The following is a 17,376-nucleotide window of genomic DNA, read 5'->3' on the forward strand; positions in this document are numbered from 1 at the left end:
CTGACTCAGAACCGTAAGCGACGGCACTGACAACCGGGCACTGTGGCCAACCGAGCAGGCCCGGCAAATAGTCCGCCGGGCCGGACCGACCGCAATCGGAGCCGCACCGTCCGGGAAGGGCCGGTACATGCGTCCGGCCGGGCACCTCTCGGTGTCCCGGCCGGATGTCGCCTTTAGATCTCGCCCCGCAGTTTGGCAAGGGCCTCGGCGAGGATCGCTTCGCCGTCCGCGTCGCTGCGCCGCTCCCGTACGTACGCCAGGTGCGTCTTGTACGGCTCCGTGCGCGGCGGGTCCGGTGGATTGTCCCGGTCCTGGCCGGCCGGGAACCCGCAGCGCGGACAGTCCCACGTGTCGGGGACCTGTGCGTCACTGGCGAAGCTCGGCTGCGTCTCGTGCCCGTTCGAGCACCAGAAGGAGATGCGCAGGCGCGGCGCGGACTCGCCGCGCTCGGCCTCGCCCATCGGCCCCGCCCCGACCCGGCTTCCCCGGATCGCGTTGCCACTTGCCACGGTCGTAACTCCCTGCGTGATGGTGCTGCACAGCGTCTCACAGCGGCTGCGCCGCGGTGCCCCAGTCTACGTAAGGCCCAACGCCCGTCCAGTCGTTGGAGTTACCCCCGCCCCGCACGGAGGCGTCGGACGGAGTCCTGCGACGTCAGTCGCTCAGCTTCATCAGCAGGCCGAGGGCGACGATGCAGGCGAACCACAGCACGCCGACGATGAGCGTGATGCGGTCGAGGTTGCGCTCGGCGACCGACGAGCCGCCGACGGAGGACTGCATGCCGCCGCCGAACATGTCGGAGAGGCCGCCGCCCTTCCCCTTGTGCATCAGCACCAGCAGCATCAGCAGCAGGCTGAAGACGATCAGGGCAATCGAGAACCCCATAACCACGGCTGGACCCTACTTCCTGGCAAATCTTGAGGTGACTGGGTGACTACCGACTGCGGGGACCCCGGCCGCGAGCGGCCCCGGGTCCCCGCAAGGGTACGACGGATCGGCGCTACCGCATACTCACTGGTCGCGGAAGCGAACGATCTTGACGAACTCGTCGGTGTCCAGCGCGGCCCCGCCCACCAGGGCGCCGTCCACGTCGGGCTGCGACATGATCGCGGCCACGTTCCCGGACTTCACGGAGCCGCCGTACTGGATGCGGACCTTGCCCGCCAGCTCCTGGGAGTACAGCTCGGCGAGCCGGCCGCGGATGGCTGCGCAGACCTCCTGCGCGTCCTCGGGGGTGGCGACCTCGCCGGTGCCGATGGCCCAGACGGGCTCGTACGCGATGACGATCTGCTCGGCCTGCTCGGCGGGGACGTCCTTCAGTCCGCCGTCGAGCTGGCCCAGCGTGTGCGCCACCTGCTGGCCGGCCTTGCGGACCTCCAGCGGCTCCCCGATGCAGAGGATGGGGGTGATGCCGTGCCGGAACGCGGCCTTCACCTTGGCGTTGCAGATCTCGTCCGTCTCGGCGTGGTACTGGCGCCGCTCGGAGTGACCGACGGCGACGTACGCGCACTTCAGCTTGGCGAGCATGGTGCCGGAGATCTCACCGGTGTAGGCGCCGGAGTCGTGCGCCGAGATGTCCTGGGCGCCGTACTTGATCTTCAGCTTGTCGCCGTCGACCAGGGTCTGCACGGAGCGCAGGTCGGTGAAGGGCGGCAGGACCGCGACCTCCACGGCGTCGTAGTCCTTGTCGGCGAGTGCGAAGGCGAGCTTCTGGACGTGTGCGATGGCCTCGAGGTGGTTGAGGTTCATCTTCCAGTTGCCCGCCATCAGCGGGGTGCGGTTGCTCATGTGGTTGATCAGTCCTCCAGTGCGGCGAGGCCGGGAAGCGTCTTGCCTTCGAGGTATTCGAGGCTGGCGCCGCCGCCGGTCGAAATGTGGCCGAATGCCTTCTCGTCGAAGCCCAGCGTCCGCACGGCGGCGGCGGAGTCCCCGCCACCGACCACGGAGAACGCCGGGGAGTCGACGAGCGCCTGGGCGACGGCCCTGGTGCCCTCGGCGTAGTCGGGGTGCTCGAAGACGCCCATGGGGCCGTTCCAGAAGACGGTCTCGGCGTCGGCGAGCTTGGCTGCGTACAGCTTGCGGGTCTCGGGGCCGATGTCCAGCCCCTCCTGGTCGGCCGGGATGGCGTCCGCGGCGACGGTGGTGGGGTGGGCCGGGGCCTTGGTCTTGAGGTCCGGGAACCCGGGGGCCACCAGGACGTCGACCGGGAGCACGAACTCCACCCCCTTGTCCTTCGCCCGTGCGAGGTAGTCCTGGACGACCGGGACCTGGTCCTCCTGGAGCAGCGAGGTGCCCACCTCGTGGCCTTCGGCCTTGAGGAAGGTGTACGCCATGCCGCCGCCGATCAGGATCCGGTCGGCCTTCTCCAGCAGGTTCTCGATGACTCCGAGTTTGTCGGAGACCTTGGCGCCGCCGAGAACGACGGCGTACGGACGCCGGACCTCCTCGGTGAGCTTCTTCAGGACCCCGACCTCGGTGGCGATCAGGTACCCGGCCGCGTGGGGCAGCCGGGCGGGCAGGTCGTACACCGAGGCGTGCTTGCGGTGGACGGCGCCGAAGCCGTCGCCCACGTACAGGTCTGCGAGGTCGGCGAGCCGGTCGGCGAAGGCGCCCCGCTCCGCGTCGTCCTTGCTGGTCTCGCCGGGGTTGAAGCGCAGGTTCTCGACCACCGCGACCTGTCCGTCGGCCAGCCCGGCGACGACGGACTTCGCGGACTCGCCGACGGTGTCGGTGGCGAAGGCGACCTCCCGGCCCAGCAGTTCGCCGAGCCGGGCGGCGGCCGGGGCCAGGGAGAAGGCCGGGTCCGGGGCGCCCTTGGGGCGGCCCAGGTGCGAGGCCACGATCACGCGCGCACCCGCATCGGCGAGCTTGGCGACCGTCGGCACGACGGCGCGGATGCGGCCGTCGTCGGTGATGGCGGTGCCGTCGAGCGGCACGTTGAGGTCGGCGCGGACGAATACCCGCTTGCCGGCTACCCCATCGGCCAGCAGCTGGTCGATCGTCTTCATGCTGAGAACTCCTCGGGAGGGCTGGACGTGCGACCGGGCCCGGGCCGCGCGACCTTGCGCTGCCCGAGCCCGTTCGCTCACATCGTGGTGCTCTGATGGCCTTGCTGTGCTGGGCTGTGCGGGGCCGAGCCGGGCGGGGCCGTCAGAGCGTTCGGAGCTTTCAGAGCTGGTTGCCGACGAAGACCGTGAGGTCCACGAGGCGGTTGGAGTAACCCCACTCGTTGTCGTACCAGCCGAGGATCTTCACCGAGTTGCCCTCCTGGACCATGGTCAGGGAGGAGTCGAAGGTGCAGGACGCCGGGTCGCTGACGATGTCCGAGGAGACGATGGGGTCCTCGGTGTAGGCGACGATGCCCTGGAGCTCGCCCTCGGCGGCCTTCTTGAACGCGGCGTTCACCTCGTCCTTGGTGACCTCGCGGGAGAGCTCGACGACCAGGTCGGTGGCGGAGCCGGTGGGGACCGGGACGCGCATCGCGATGCCGTCCAGCTTGCCCTTGAGCTGCGGCAGGACCAGGGCGGTGGCCTTGGCGGCGCCGGTCGTCGTCGGGATGATGTTCTCCGCGGCGGCGCGGGCGCGGCGCAGGTCCTTGTGCGGGAAGTCCAGGATCCGCTGGTCGTTGGTGTAGGCGTGGACCGTCGTCATCAGACCGCGGACGATGCCGAAGTTCTCGTCGAGCACCTTGGCCATCGGCGCCACGCAGTTGGTGGTGCAGGAGGCGTTGGAGATGACGTGGTGCTGCGCCGGGTCGTACTTGTCCTGGTTGACGCCCATGACGATGGTGATGTCCTCGCCGCTGGCCGGAGCCGAGATGAGGACCTTCTTGGCGCCGCCGGCGATGTGCTTCTCGGCGTCGGCCTTCTTGGTGAAGATGCCGGTCGACTCGATGACGATGTCGACGCCCAGGTCGCCCCAGGGGATGTCCGCCGGGTTCCGCTCGGAGAGGACCTTGATGGTGTGGCCACCGACGGTGATCGTGTCGGCGGTGTGGGACACCTCGGCCTTGAGGCGGCCGAGGATGGTGTCGTACTTCAGCAGGTGGGCCGTGGTCGCAGTGTCACCCAGGTCGTTGACAGCCACGATCTCGATGTCTGCACCCTGCTCCAGCAGCGCGCGGAAGTAGTTACGACCGATGCGGCCAAAGCCGTTGATGCCTACGCGGATCGTCACGAACCGATCTCCTCGTTGGTACGCCGACTCGATGCCGGCGAGCTGTATTGGGATGTCCCCGACCGCTTACGACCCTACCTCTCGGGACGCCGCGAAGTGACATCGGAGGGCCGGTACGCGACCACGGCGGTCCATACCACCCGGTAGGGAGTACGGACCGCCGCAAGCCCTGGCGAAAGGGTCACAAACAGCTACGATGCGTTAGCGCCCAAGTGCGCCCAGTGCCGCTCCGATGAGCTTTTTACGGTCGTCCCGGCCGGTCGCGTGCTCCACTCCGAAGCCCAGCAGCACGCTGTCCCGGGTGGTCACGGAGCTGGCCGAGGGGAACAGGTCCTGGCTGCGCTGCCACTGGCCGCGCGGCGCCGGGCTGCCGTCCGGCGAGCCGCCGGCGACCCACGGGCCGAGGGTGGTCTCGAAGCCGCCGTCCCCCGTTCCGCCCGCGCCGGTGACCAGCCGGGTGTCGTCCACGAAGACGCCGCGTCCGCCGTCACTGGGGTCGGTGACGTACGAGACGTGGACCTCGATCTGCTTGCCCGCGTAGGCGCTCAGGTCGAAGGACGCGGCCCGCCAGCCGTCGGACGCCCCGGTGAAGGCGTGCCAGGCGCCCGTACTGCCCGTCGCGGTGCAGCCGTTGGAGCCGACGGTGAGGTAGTGGCGCAGGAAGGGGTGCTGGTTGACGTAGAAGGCCCGGTCGCACTGGGTGGGCACGGTGGTCGTGGTGCCGCCGTTGCGGTCCGGGAGCGTCGTCCAGTCGTCCTGCCCGACGGTGCGGACCTCGACGATCGCGTTGTCGAAGCCGGGTTCGGTGTTGAAGCTCAGCTGCATGTCCAGCCGCGGCTGCTGGGCCGCGGTGGTGCCGCCGAGGTCCACGGTGCGGCCGAGGCGCATCCACGAGGCGTTGCGGTGCGCCGCCACCGCGTACCACTGGCCCTCGTACGGCGAGAACGGCATCCGTACGCCCGGGTAGTCGCCCGCCGCCGCGCTGCGGAACTGCGGGAACTGCGCCGGCGGCAGCGAGTCGGAGGTGACGGTGTACGCACCGGCCGCGTCCAGCGGGTTGCCGGGCGCGTCGCCGAGCCGGGCGCCGGCGCCGGCGAGGCTGCCCGCCCCGGCGAAGGAGTTCACCCCACCGAGGGACGCTCGCCCGGAGGCACCGAGGTAGTACTGGGCGAAGTCGTCGCTGACCGCGCCGCCGAGGTCGACGTCGCCGCCGGCGCGCTCACCGGCGGTGATCACCTTCCCGCCCTCGTTGACGAAGGCGCGCACGGCCTGGGTGACGCCCCAGGACGGGGCGGCTGCGCCGGTGTACCAGACGGCGGTTTTGAAGTGGCTGAGGACACCGAGCGGGTGCGGCACGCCGCGGGTGGCGACGTCCCAGACCGCGGAGCGCTTCTTGTTGTCGGCGAGTGCGGTGGTGTAGGCATCGACGTTGCCGGCCGGGGCGGTGCCGCCCTCTTCGGCGACCACCAGCACGTCGGCGCGCGGCCGTTCGGCGACGGTGTAGGTGAAGGGCTCGCTGGAGACCCGTTCGCCCTGCCGCGTACGGCCGGTGAACCACACCTCGACGCGGTCGCCGACCCCGCCGTCCTCGACCTCGGCGCGGTACTCGTCGAAGCGGACGTTGTCGTCGCCGCCGAAGGTCTCGCCGCCCTTCCACGGCTCCAGGTCCTCGGACTGGACCCGGCCGCCGTTGACGCGGTACTTCAGCTCCTTGTCGCGCAGGGACTTGCGGGCGACGACGGAGACCTCCTGGTCGCCGCCGCGGGCGTACGAGACGGTGAACGGGTCGGGCGTGAAGTCCGCGGCCTCCAGCCCCAGCGAGGAGACGGGCCGGTCCGGGGTGATCGAGGACTCCGCGACGGAGAGCGCGAAGGGCACGTTCTTGGCGAACTCCTGCTGGATCAGCTTCTCGTCGTCCGGGAAGGTGAAGACGGAGGCGCAGTCCGCGGCGTTCCAGGCGTCGTTCGGGTCGACCCTGGACGCGGTGGCGCAGGTCGACATCTCGGGGGTGAACATCAACATGCCGTTGACGTTCGCCGCGTGGCCGTCCGCCTCGCCGTTGGTGATGTAGAGCTCGGACGAGACCTGCGGGCGGTAGCCGGGGATCGCGGGGTTGGCGGGGGTGCCGGCGAGCGCCGCGTACGCGACGTCGTCGGGGGTGCCGGTGGCCACCTGCCAGCCGACGCCGTAGAGGATCAGTTCGGCCGCGGAGTGGTAGTTGATGCCGTACTCGAAGCCGATGCGCTTTTGGAAGGCGTCGATGGCGCGGGTCTCGGGCTCGGAGCCGGGTCCGGGGCCGCGGTAGGTCTCGTCGAAGGTGTCGGGGGACGAACCCTCGTTGTCGTACCCCCACTTGTACGGGAAGTTCCGGTTGAGGTCGACGCCGTCGCCGGCGGATATGGTGCCGTCGCCGTTGTTGTCGCGCATGTTCTTGCGCCACTGCCGCTCGGCGGTGCCGGTGAAGGTGTGGTCGTAGCCGTCCGGGTTGGCGGAGAGCACGAACCACAGCTCGGTGGTGTCCACGAGCCGGGTGATGCGCCGGTCCTTGCCGTAGTTGTCGAGGTAGTGGTGCATCAGCCGCCGGTTCATCTCCGGGGTGATCCACTCGCGGGCGTGCTGGTTGGACAGGTAGAGCGTGGCGGGCTTGGCGCCGTCGCGGGTCTTCTTCGCGCCCTTGCTGATCTTGAGCGCGAGGATGTCCTGGCCCTTGACCGTCTTGCCGATGCTGATGGCCTTGGTGAGCTCGGGGTTGGCCGCGGCGGTGGCCAGGATCTCGCCCTTCAGGCCGCCGTCGCCGCCGTACGGGCGGAAGACCCCGTCGCCCGCGGCGGCCGTGCGCTTGCGGGCGGCGGCGGAGACGGTGTGCTCCTTGACGCCGACGCCCGCTTCCTTCAGCTCACCGGCCTGCCGGTCGGTGAGGTACAGCTCCACCGTGGCGGTGCCCTCGTCGGGTATCCGCTCGCTGAACTCGTGGCCGTCGGCGCCCGCGGCCAGCAGCAGGGGAACCTGCTCCTTGGTCACGGTGGCCCGCCACACGCCCAGTCCGTCCCCGCCCTCGGTCCCGTCCCCGGACTGCGCCTGTGCGATCGGTGCCGCCGCCAATGTGGCGGTCAGCAGTGAAAGAGCCGCGAGTGTGGATCTCGCCCTGCGTCTCATGGACCCCCCTTGCTGGTACGTGATACGTGCCGGAAGGTGAACGGGAGTCAGACTGTTCACGGCCCGTGCGCATGTCAATACGACCAGCGGCGAAAGAGGGTCCCGGAGGGCCGAGGCCCTCCGGCGTACGGGGTGGGCTCAGCCCACCAGGCCCTCGGCCATCTCCTCGGTGAGGTTGGCCTCCGTCCCGGGGATGCCCAGGTCCTGGGCGCGCTTGTCCGCCATGGCGAGCAGGCGCCGGATGCGGCCGGCGACCGCGTCCTTCGTCAGCGGCGGGTCCGCGAGCGCCCCCAGCTCCTCCAGCGACGCCTGCTTGTGCTCCATCCGCAGCCGGCCGGCCGCGGCGAGGTGCTCGGGGACCTCGTCGCCGAGGATCTCCAGGGCGCGCTGCACCCGGGCGCCCGCGGCGACGGCCGCCCGCGCCGAGCGGCGCAGGTTGGCGTCGTCGAAGTTGGCGAGGCGGTTGGCGGTGGCCCGGACCTCGCGGCGCATCCGCCGCTCCTCCCAGGCCAGCACCGACTCGTGCGCGCCGAGCCGGGTGAGCAGGGCGCCGATGGCGTCGCCGTCGCGGACGACGACCCGGTCCACGCCGCGCACCTCGCGCGCCTTGGCGGCGATGGAGAGCCGACGGGCCGCGCCGACGAGCGCGAGGGCGGCCTCGGGGCCGGGGCAGGTGACCTCCAGGGAGGAGGAGCGGCCCGGCTCGGTCAGCGAGCCGTGGGCCAGGAAGGCGCCGCGCCACGCCGCCTCGGCGTCGCACGTGGCGCCGGAGACTACCTGGGGCGGCAGTCCGCGGATGGGCCGGCCGCGCCCGTCCACCAGTCCGGTCTGTCGGGCGAGCTGGTCGCCGCCGGCGACCACCCGGACCACGTACCGCGAGCCGCGCCGCAGCCCGCCGGGGGCCATCACCATCAGCTCGGAGCCGTGGCCGAAGATCTCCAGGATGTCCCGCTTGAGCCGGCGCGCGGCGATGCCCGTGTCCAGCTCGGCCTCGATCACGATGCGCCCGCTCACCAGGTGCAACCCGCCCGCGAACCGCAGGATCGCCGAGACCTCCGCCTTCCTGCAGCAGGTCCGGGTGACGGGAAGCCGGGAGATCTCGTCCTTCACCGCTGCCGTCATCGCCATGGGCCGATCCTTCCATGCATCCGAAAAATACGGTCGTACGCGGCGGCCAGTAGCTCCGGGTCGTGCTTCGGAACCCCTCCCCCGGCGCCTTCGCCCTCGGCGGAGGTCTTGCCGGCGACGGCCACGGGGGCCAGCTCGACCGCGGCCCCGAGGCGCTTGGCGGCGTCGACGAGCAGTTCGCGGTCGGGCACGGCGGCCTCGTCGGCCAGCACCACGTCCAGGGTGAGTTTAGGCGCGTGTCGTCCCAAAACCTCCAAATGACGCTGCGGTGAGAACCCATCTGTTTCGCCGGGTTGGGGGGCGAGGTTGAGCGAGAGGACCCGGCGGGCCTTGGTCTCCACCAGGGCGTCCAGCAGTTCCGGGACCAGTAGGTGCGGGATCACGGAGGAGAACCAGGAGCCCGGGCCGAGAACCACCCAGTCGGCGTCAAGGACGGCGGCCACGGCCTCGGGCACGGCGGGCGGGCCGTGCGGTACGAGGTGCACGGACTGCACCTCGCCGGGCGTCAGCGCGACCGTGGCCTGGCCCCGTACGGTCTCCAGCTCGTCCGGGCGCGCCGGGTCGTGGCCGCGCACCAGGGCCTGGAGCTCCAGCGGCACGGCCGACATCGGCAGCACCCGGCCGTGCGCGCCGAGCAGCCGGCCGACCAGGTCCAGGGCCTGGACGTGGTCGCCGAGCTGCTCCCAGAGGGCCACGATGAGGACGTTGCCGACGGCGTGGTTGTGCAGGTCGCCCTGGGAGTGGAAGCGGTGCTGGATGACCCGGGACCAGGTCTGGCCCCACTCGTCGTCCCCGCACAGGGCGGCCAGGGCCTTGCGCAGGTCACCGGGCGGCAGGACGCCCAGCTCCTCGCGCAGCCGCCCGCTGGAGCCGCCGTCGTCGGCCACGGTGACGACGGCGGTGAGGTCTCCCGTGATGCGGCGCAGGGCCGCGAGGGAGGCCGACAGCCCCCGGCCGCCGCCGAGGGCGACGACCTTGGGCTGTGCCCCGCGCTTGCGCAGGGTGGGGATGCGGCTGGAGCGGCGGGGCCGTCGCAGGCGCGGGGGCTGTCCGGTCACTCGCGCCCCATGTCCCGGTGGACGACGACGGTCTCGATCCCGGCGGAGGAGAGCCGGGCGGCCAGCTTCTCGGCGGTGGCGACGGAGCGGTGCTTGCCGCCCGTACAGCCGACGGCGATGGTGACGTACCGCTTTCCCTCACGTCGGTAGCCGGCGGCGATCATCTGCAGCAGCTCCGTGTAGCGGTCCAGGAACTCCTTGGCGCCGGGCTGGTTGTAGACGTAGTTCGACACCTCCTCGTTCAGGCCGGTGAAGGGGCGCAGCTCGGGGACCCAGTGCGGATTGGGCAGGAAGCGCATGTCCACGACGAGGTCGGCGTCCACCGGCAGGCCGTACTTGAAGCCGAAGGACATCACGGTGGCCCGCAGCTCGGGCTCCTCGTCGCCGGCGAACTGGGCGTCCATCTTGGCGCGCAGCTCGTGGACGTTCAGGCTGGAGGTGTCGATGACCAGGTCCGCGTCGCCGCGCAGCTCGCGCAGCAGGTCCCGCTCGGCGGCGATGCCGTCGACGATGCGGCCGTCGCCCTGGAGGGGGTGCGGCCGGCGGACCGACTCGAAGCGGCGGACCAGGGCCTCGTCGGAGGACTCCAGGAACACGATCCGTCGGGTGACCTGCTTGGCGTCCAGGTCGGCGAGGGATTCGCGCAGGTTGTCGAAGAAGCGGCGGCCCCGGACGTCGACGACGACGGCGATCCGGGCGACGTTGCCCTGGGAGCGCGCGCCGAGTTCGACCATGGTGGGGATCAGTGCCGGCGGGAGGTTGTCGACGACGAACCACCCCAGGTCCTCCAGGCACTTGGCCGCGGTGCTGCGTCCGGCGCCGGACATGCCGGAGATGATGACCAGCTCTGGGATGGCTGCTTCCGCAACCGCATTGGGCTCGGTGCCGGTGCCCGTACTCACGTGTGCCGCTCCGTCTTCGTGGTGCTCGTTCATCTCGTACTTCCCCCGTCGTTCTCGTCCATGATCTCTCCTGTTGCCGTGTTCACGGCAGGGGCGGCGGGTGCCGCCTGGGCGAGGGCCGCGACCACGGACTCGGCTGTCTTGCGGCCCATGCCCGGTACCTCGCAGATCTGCTCGATTGTGGCGCCTTTCAGGCGCTTGACCGAGCCGAAATGCTTGATGAGCGCTTGTTTCCGCGTCTCACCGAGGCCGGGGACGTCGTCGAGGGGGCTGGTGCGGATCCGTTTGGTGCGCTTGGAGCGCTGGTAGCGGATGGCGAAGTCGTGGGCGGTATCTCGGATGCGCTGGAGCAGGTAGAGGCCCTCGCTGGAGCGCGGCAGGACCACCGGGTCGTCGTCGCCGGGCAGCCAGACCTCCTCCAGCCGCTTGGCGAGGCCGCAGACGGCGACGTCGTCGATGCCGAGTTCGTCCAGGGCGCGCTGGGCGGCGGCGACCTGGGGCGCGCCGCCGTCGACCACCACGAGCTGCGGCGGGTACGCGAACCTCTTGGGCCGGCCGTCCTCGTCGCGGCCCGAATCGCCCGCATCGCCGCCCGGGGCGGCGTCGGCAGGGGCCTGCGCCGGGTCGTCGGCGCCGATCCACTCGCCCGTCTTGTCCTTCTCGGCGAGGTAGCGGCGGAAGCGGCGGCCGATGACCTCGTGCATGGAGCGGACGTCGTCCTGCCCCTCGAAGCCCTTGATCTGGAAGCGCCGGTACTCGCTCTTGCGGGGCAGGCCGTCCTCGAAGACGACCATGGAGGCGACGACGTCCTGGCCCTGGAGGTGGGAGACGTCGAAGCACTCGATCCGCAGCGGCGCCGAGTCCAGGTCCAGGGCCTCGGCGATCTCCTCCAGGGCGCGGGAGCGGGTGGTGAGGTCGCTGGCGCGCTTGGTCTTGTGCAGGGCGAGGGCCTGCTGGGCGTTGCGCGCGACCGTCTCCATCAGGGCCTTCTTGTCGCCGCGCTGCGGTACGCGCAGGGAGACGTGGGAGCCGCGCCGCTCGGCGAGCCACTGGCCGACCGCGTCCGGATTGACGGGCAGGGCGGGGACCAGGACCTCCTTGGGCACGGAGTCGCCGCGCTCCTCGCCGTACAGCTGCTGGAGCGCGTGTTCGACGAGGCCGGCGGTGTCGACGGCCTCGACCTTGTCGGTGACCCAGCCGCGCTGGCCGCGCACGCGTCCGCCGCGGACGTGGAAGATCTGGACGGCGGCCTCCAGCTCGTCCTCGGCGACGGCGATCAGGTCGGCGTCGGTCGCGTCGGCGAGTACGACGGCGTTCTTCTCCAGGGCGCGGCGCAGCGCCGTTATGTCGTCGCGCAGCCGGGCCGCGCGCTCGTACTCCATCTCCTCCGCGGCGGCCGTCATCTCCTTCTCCAGCCGGCGCAGGTACGTGCCGGTGCGGCCGGCCATGAAGTCGCAGAAGTCCTCGGCCAGTTCGCGGTGCTCCTCGGGGGTGACGCGGCCGACGCAGGGCGCGGAGCACTTGCCGATGTACCCCAGCAGGCAGGGGCGGCCCTTTTGCCGGTGGTTCTTGAACACGCCGGCGGAGCAGGTGCGGACGGGGAAGACGCGCAGCATCAGGTCGACCGTCTCGCGGATGGCCCACGCGTGGCCGTACGGGCCGAAGTAGCGCACGCCCTTGCGCTTGGCCCCGCGCATGACCTGGACGCGGGGGAACTCCTCGTTCAGCGTGACCGCGAGGTACGGATAGCTCTTGTCGTCGCGGTACTTGACGTTGAACCGGGGGTCGAACTCCTTGATCCAGGAGTACTCCAGCTGGAGCGCCTCGACCTCGGTGGACACCACGGTCCACTCCACGGACGCCGCCGTGGTGACCATCGTGGCGGTCCGCGGGTGGAGATTGGCCACGTCCTGGAAGTAGTTGGCGAGGCGGGAGCGCAGGCTCTTGGCCTTGCCGACGTAGATCACCCGGCGGTGTTCGTCGCGGAACTTGTAGACCCCCGGCGAGTCGGGGATCTCTCCCGGCTTGGGGCGGTAGCTGGAGGGGTCGGCCATACCGCCACCCTACTTGCGGGGACCGACAGAGCGGGCCGGGAGCGGGCGGCAGCGGCCGGGCGGCGCGGGCACGCGCGAGGGCCCGGGGCCGGCCCGTGCGAGCGGGGCCGGCCCCGGGCCGCGGCACACCGGCCCGCCGCCCTCGTGCAAGGCGTCGGGCCGGCTCCGGGCAGGCCCCTGTACCCCCCGGCCGGGGGCCTGCTTCCGGAGGGGCGCGGCGCCCGGGCGGGGGTCCCGGGCAGGCGCGCCGTTCGGGCGGTCAGGCCCGGTGCGCGCTCCGGCGGCGGCGCAGGGCCGCGACGCCGGTGAGGGCGAGCACCGTGACCGCCCCGGCACCCGCGGCGGCGGAGGCCGCGGTCACCGCGGAGCCCCCGTTCGCCGACGCGCGGTCGGCCCGTTCGACCGGCCCCGCCTTCGCCTCGCCGTCGGCCGCGGACGTCACGGCGGGCGCCGCCGCGTCGTAGCCGCCCGCCATGCCCTTCTTGGCGTAGCCGGAGCCGGGCAGCTTGTCGCCGTACGCGGCGGTGACCCGGTCCTGGTAGGCGGCGAGCGTGGTGCCGCGGGCGCCGATCGCCTTGGTGGCGTCCTCGTCCAGCGGCAGCACCTTGCTGCCCTTGGTGACGTACCAGGCGTCCGTCTGCGGCTCGCGGAAGACGGTCCCGCCGGGCAGCTTCGCCGCTCCCGCCCGGGTGTAGCGGAACTCGTCGTCGCCGGTGGCGATGTTGATCACCTGCCAGTCGGGGCCGCTGCGCGCGGTCCACACGGATGCCTTCTGGCCGTCCGCGGAGACGGCCGGCGTGGCCAGGAACTCGGTGCGGGCCACCGGTGCGCCGGCCTTCTTGGCCACGAAGTCCGGGGACAGGGTGAGCACGGGGACGGTCGCGCCCTCGGCCCGCGGCTGGGCCGCCGAGCGGGCCACCACCCCGTCCCGCGCGAAGAAGCGGGAGAGGGTGTCCAGGGTGTCGGGGGCGGTGGCCGCCGCACGGGCCGCCGTCACGTCGGCCGCGGTGGCGGTCACCGGCGCGGGTTCGGCCGTGGTGGCGGCCTGGGCCGTGCCGGTGGCGGCGCCCAGGGCGCCGAGCGCGAGGCAGGCGACGGCGGCTGCGGTGGCGGCCGACCGGGTCGTGCCGCCGGGACGCGGGGTCGCCGTCGTCCGCGCGGAGTCAGGGGTCCGCTTCATCGCTCTCACGCTCCGATCCGGTACAGCGAGTGGGTCCAGGAGAACGAGTTGTTGTTCACGTACCAGGCGTGCGAGGCCCAGTTGTAGCGTGAACTCGTCTGCCAGGGATCGCCCCAGTAGACCCAGCTGTTGGCGGTGTCATAACCGTAGATGACATGCATGTGGCCGCCGCCGCTGGACCACTGGATGCGGGTCTCGACCGGACGGTTGGCGTTGATCTCGCTCTGGACCGCCGAGTACCGCAGCCAGTCGCCTATGTACGTACCGGGGTTGATACCCGCCCAGCGCAGCCCGGTCTGCACGTTGGCGAGGGTGGCCTGCGAGTTGGGGCACTGACCGCTCTGCGGTCGGTTGAAGGCCGCGTTGCAGAACTGGTTCTGCGAGTAGTTGCGCCCGTAGTACGCGGCGATGGTGTTGCCGGCCGCCGCCCAGCACCAGTTGGTCTTCAACTGGGCCTGCATGGTGAGGTCGAGCCGCTTCGAAGCCAGCGCCGCACGGTCGGAGCCGACGGGCTGGGCCGCGGACGTACGGCCGTCGAGGGCCGCGGCCGTCGCCGAGGCGGGGGAAGCGGTCGACAGGGGCAGGGTGAGTGTTGCGGCGACGACGGCCGCCGCCGCGGCGAGCCGTCTCGTGGTCTTGCGCATCGCGATCCTCCCAGAGGGATGGTGGGGGTGGAGGAGCGCGTCCGGACGCTGCTCGTTGAGCATCAATCCTTGTCGCGAGCAGGTCAACACGGTTCAATGCCGGGGGAACGGCGCTGTGAACGCGCCGTCCCGGAAGTGAACGGCCCCGAGCCGCCCCACCTGGGGCGCTGTGGGGGCCGGCGCCGGCGGGCCGGTCCCGCCGTGAACGTTCACCCCCGTTGCGTGCAGGTCGTGTGCAGGCCCTGTACGGATGTGCGCGCACCCAGTACCAGTACTGATCCGGCGCCGTTGCCGCTGCGGTCACCGCCCGGGCGCCGGGCCCACAGCTCGAAAGTTGCCGTTGGAGGTCCCCATGGGTCACACCGAGGCCGATCTGGCGCAGGTGTTGCACACCGGCCCGTTCCACCTGGCGCTGCGCGCGGCCCTCGCGGTCCGCGGGCTGCCGCTCCAGCGCGTCCAGCACCACCTGGCGCACCGGGGCATCAAAGTGGGGGTCACCAGCCTCAGTTACTGGCAGCAGGGCGCCCGCCGTCCGCAGCGGCCCGAGTCGCTGCGGGCCGTGCGCGCCCTGGAGGAGGTGTTGGAGCTGCCCGGGAACTCCCTCACCCGGCTGCTCGGGGCCGGCGATCCGTCCGAGGTGGAGCGTCCGCCCTCGCGCTCCTTCCGCTCCCTGGTCGAGGTCTCGGGCACGGTGGAGGCGCTCCTCGCGGACCTGGAGACCCCCGCGGACGGCGGGCTGCACACGGTGGGCCACCACGAGCGGGTGCACATCGGCGCCGGCCGCGAACTGCTGGGCCGGGACTCCCAGCACGTGGTGCGCGCCCATCGGGACGGGGTCGACCGCTACCTGGCGATCCACCACGGCGACCAGGGCTGCGATCCGGCGCGGGTGCGGGTCAGCGCCCTGGAGAACTGTCGTACGGGACGGGTCCGCTGGCACCGCGAGAGCGGGGTGGTCGTCGCCGAACTGCTCTTCGACACCCGGCTGCGCGCCGGTGACACCTACTTCTTCGGGTACGGCTTCGACGACGGCACCGGCGGCCCGAGCGCCGAGTACGTGCGCGGCTTCACCTACGCGGGCGGGCAGTACGTCCTTCAGGTGCGCTTCGACGAGGGCGCACTGCCGGTGCGGTGCCGCAGGTTCGCCCAGGCGACCACGGGCGCTCCGCGGGGCGTGCGGACGGACCTGACGCTGAGCGGCCGGCACCGCACGGTCCACCTGGTCGAGCAGGGGGTCCGGCCGGGGATACTCGGCATCGACTGGGACTGGGAGTGAGCCGGCCCCCTGCCGTGCGCTCCAGCCCTCGTCGGCGCCTTTGGGTGCCTCAGCTCTTCTTGGCGTCCGGGCCGGCGATGAGCTTGCCGTCCCGGACGGTCACCGGGACCTCGGGCAGCGGCACCGTCGCCGGGCCGTTCAGGGCCTTGCCGGTGGTGACGTCGAAGCGGCTGCCGTGGCAGGGGCAGTTGCCCTCGGTGCCCTCGACCTTGTCGAGCGCACAGCCTGCGTGCGTGCACTGGGCGCTGAACGCCCGGTACTCGCCCTTCGCGGGGCAGCTCACCACCAGGCGCTTCTCCTTGTAGAGCCGGGCCCCGCCGACGGGCACGGCGTCCGCCGCGCCGAGGTCGACCGGCTCGGTCGGGGTCGGGTTCTCCGCGTGCCCCAGCTTCGACTCGGTGGAGCAGGCGGCGACGCCCAGCCCCGCGGCCCCGGCGAGGGCCGCGCCCTTCAGCACGGTGCGGCGGGCGGCTGGGGAGTGGCCGGACATAAGAGCTCCACGGTTCAGGGGTCGTATCGGGTGCGGCTGGGCGCACGGGCCGGGCGGCGCGGAGGCGGCCCGGTGCCGGAGCGCGCCCGACGGATCGGGCACGCCCTGGTGACGGACCCGACGATACCGGCGCGGATCCGGGCGCCCGCGCTCGGGCTCCCTCCCGCCCTGCGGGGTCCATGGGCTACGTTCGGGCCATGATCGTCGTGGCCGGAGAAGCCTTGATCGACCTGGTGCCGCAGGGTGCCGGCGGGCCGCTGGCGCCGCTCGCCCCGCTGCCGGGCGGCGGGCCGTACAACACGGCCGTGGCGCTGGGGCGGCTCGGCTCCCGGACCGCGTTCTGCTCCCGGATCTCGACGGACGCCTTCGGCACGGCGCTCATCGCCGGGCTGCGGGCGGCCGGGGTGGACACGGCGCTGGTGGCCCGCGGGCCGGAGCCGACGACGCTGGCGGTCGCCTCCGTCGGCGCGGACGGCTCGGCGGGCTACGGCTTCTACGCGCAGGGCACCGCCGACCGGCTGTTCGAGCTGCCGCCGCCGCTGCCCGCGGACACCCGCGCGGTGGCGTTCGGCACCTGCTCGCTGGTCCTGGAGCCGGGCGCGAGCGCGTACGAGCGGCTGCTGCTGCGCGAGGCCGGTCTCGGCCGGTGCACCCTGCTGGACCCGAACGTCCGGGGGCCGCTGGTCCCCGACCCGGCCGCGTACCGCAGGCGCTTCGCCTCCTGGCTGCCGTACGTGCGGCTGCTGAAGCTCTCGGAGGACGACGCGCGGTGGCTCGGCGGGGTGCCCGAGGGGCCGGCTGCGGTGGTGCTGACCAGGGGTGCGGCCGGGATGACGGTCCGTACCCGCGGTGGTACGGAGGTGTCGGTCCCGGCGACGGCGGTGGACGTCGTGGACACCATCGGCGCGGGCGACACGGTGAACGCGGCCCTGCTGCACGGCCTGGCCGCCCGGGACGCCCTGTCGGCCGACGCAATGGCCGCGCTGGACGCGGACGGCTGGCGCGCGGTCCTGGACTTCGCGTCCCGCGCCGCCGCCACCACCTGCTCCCGCGCGGGCGCGGAGCCCCCGTACGCCTACGAGCTGACGTAGCACCGGGCGGACGCGGCACTCCTGCCGGGTCTGCGGCGACGTCGTCCGCGGCAATGCCGTTGCCTCAGCAGGCGCACGAGCACCGTGGTCATCAAGCGACCTCGGCGACCACAGCCCGGTGGTGGGCTTGTCGCGCAGTTCCCCGCGCCCCTGTTTCGCTGACCTTGTCGTTCACCTGCGGGCAGGGGTTTCAGTGCTCTGGGGTGCCCCGTGAAGCGCCC

15 protein-coding genes are annotated in these 17,376 nt (G+C 72.1%); 2 read left to right on the top strand and 13 right to left on the bottom strand.

Annotation, left to right across the window (positions count from 1 at the left end; genetic code table 11):
* Window positions 1–173: 173 nt before the first annotated feature.
* The 12 genes from ABZ842_RS18615 to ABZ842_RS18670 all read right to left on the bottom strand — a co-directional run bounded on the left by ABZ842_RS18615 (window position 174) and on the right by ABZ842_RS18670 (window position 14,298).
* Entirely contained in the window at window positions 174–509 is a 336-nt protein-coding gene (locus ABZ842_RS18615; RefSeq protein ID WP_003957010.1) for an RNA polymerase-binding protein RbpA, read from the bottom strand.
* Window positions 510–654: 145 nt separating this feature from the next.
* Complete coding sequence (secG, locus tag ABZ842_RS18620) at window positions 655–891, bottom strand: preprotein translocase subunit SecG (RefSeq protein ID WP_361537779.1); 237 nt, start codon at window positions 889–891, stop codon at window positions 655–657.
* A gap of 120 nt (window positions 892–1,011) precedes the next feature.
* Entirely contained in the window at window positions 1,012–1,788 is a 777-nt protein-coding gene (gene tpiA, locus ABZ842_RS18625; RefSeq protein WP_361537780.1) for a triose-phosphate isomerase, read from the bottom strand.
* An 8-nt stretch (window positions 1,789–1,796) separates the two neighbouring features.
* A complete protein-coding gene (locus ABZ842_RS18630) occupies window positions 1,797–3,008 on the bottom strand; it encodes a phosphoglycerate kinase (RefSeq protein ID WP_361537781.1) in 1,212 nt (403 codons plus the stop codon).
* A gap of 160 nt (window positions 3,009–3,168) precedes the next feature.
* Entirely contained in the window at window positions 3,169–4,176 is a 1,008-nt protein-coding gene (gene gap / locus ABZ842_RS18635) for a type I glyceraldehyde-3-phosphate dehydrogenase (protein ID WP_361537782.1), read from the bottom strand.
* 201 nt (window positions 4,177–4,377) lie between these two features.
* Entirely contained in the window at window positions 4,378–7,332 is a 2,955-nt protein-coding gene (locus tag ABZ842_RS18640) for a M14 family zinc carboxypeptidase (RefSeq protein WP_361537783.1), read from the bottom strand.
* Between the two features lie 138 nt (window positions 7,333–7,470).
* Window positions 7,471–8,460: a DNA-binding protein WhiA gene (gene whiA, locus ABZ842_RS18645; RefSeq protein ID WP_361537784.1), complete on the bottom strand. Its 990-nt coding sequence runs from the start codon at window positions 8,458–8,460 to the stop codon at window positions 7,471–7,473.
* Window positions 8,451–9,518, bottom strand: coding sequence for a uridine diphosphate-N-acetylglucosamine-binding protein YvcK (yvcK, locus tag ABZ842_RS18650; RefSeq protein ID WP_361537785.1), 1,068 nt, complete (start codon window positions 9,516–9,518; stop codon window positions 8,451–8,453). Before yvcK ends, whiA begins: the two co-directional genes overlap by 10 nt.
* Window positions 9,515–10,453, bottom strand: a complete 939-nt coding sequence (gene rapZ / locus ABZ842_RS18655; protein WP_361537786.1) for an RNase adapter RapZ — start codon at window positions 10,451–10,453, stop codon at window positions 9,515–9,517. The genes yvcK and rapZ overlap by 4 nt, the downstream gene beginning before the upstream one ends.
* Entirely contained in the window at window positions 10,450–12,474 is a 2,025-nt protein-coding gene (uvrC, locus tag ABZ842_RS18660; RefSeq protein ID WP_361537787.1) for an excinuclease ABC subunit UvrC, read from the bottom strand. Before uvrC ends, rapZ begins: the two co-directional genes overlap by 4 nt.
* Window positions 12,475–12,733: 259 nt before the next feature.
* Complete coding sequence (locus ABZ842_RS18665) at window positions 12,734–13,654, bottom strand: hypothetical protein (protein WP_361537788.1); 921 nt, start codon at window positions 13,652–13,654, stop codon at window positions 12,734–12,736.
* Window positions 13,655–13,659: 5 nt separating this feature from the next.
* A complete protein-coding gene (locus ABZ842_RS18670) occupies window positions 13,660–14,298 on the bottom strand; it encodes a papain-like cysteine protease family protein (protein WP_361537789.1) in 639 nt (212 codons plus the stop codon).
* A 352-nt stretch (window positions 14,299–14,650) separates the two neighbouring features.
* Between ABZ842_RS18670 and ABZ842_RS18675 the strand changes: the two genes are divergently transcribed.
* Entirely contained in the window at window positions 14,651–15,574 is a 924-nt protein-coding gene (locus ABZ842_RS18675) for a hypothetical protein (RefSeq protein ID WP_361537790.1), read from the top strand.
* A gap of 49 nt (window positions 15,575–15,623) precedes the next feature.
* Here ABZ842_RS18675 and ABZ842_RS18680 read toward each other — a convergent pair whose 3' ends face one another.
* A complete protein-coding gene (locus ABZ842_RS18680; protein WP_361537791.1) occupies window positions 15,624–16,064 on the bottom strand; it encodes a Rieske (2Fe-2S) protein in 441 nt (146 codons plus the stop codon).
* A 197-nt stretch (window positions 16,065–16,261) separates the two neighbouring features.
* On the opposite strand from ABZ842_RS18680, the gene ABZ842_RS18685 reads away from it, so the two are divergent.
* On the top strand, window positions 16,262–17,155 hold the full coding sequence (locus ABZ842_RS18685) for a carbohydrate kinase (RefSeq protein WP_361537792.1): 894 nt from the start codon (window positions 16,262–16,264) through the stop codon (window positions 17,153–17,155).
* Window positions 17,156–17,376: the final 221 nt, after the last annotated feature.

It is taken from the genome of Streptomyces sp. NPDC047315, from assembly GCF_040643215.1.
Taxonomy (GTDB): domain Bacteria; phylum Actinomycetota; class Actinomycetes; order Streptomycetales; family Streptomycetaceae; genus Streptomyces.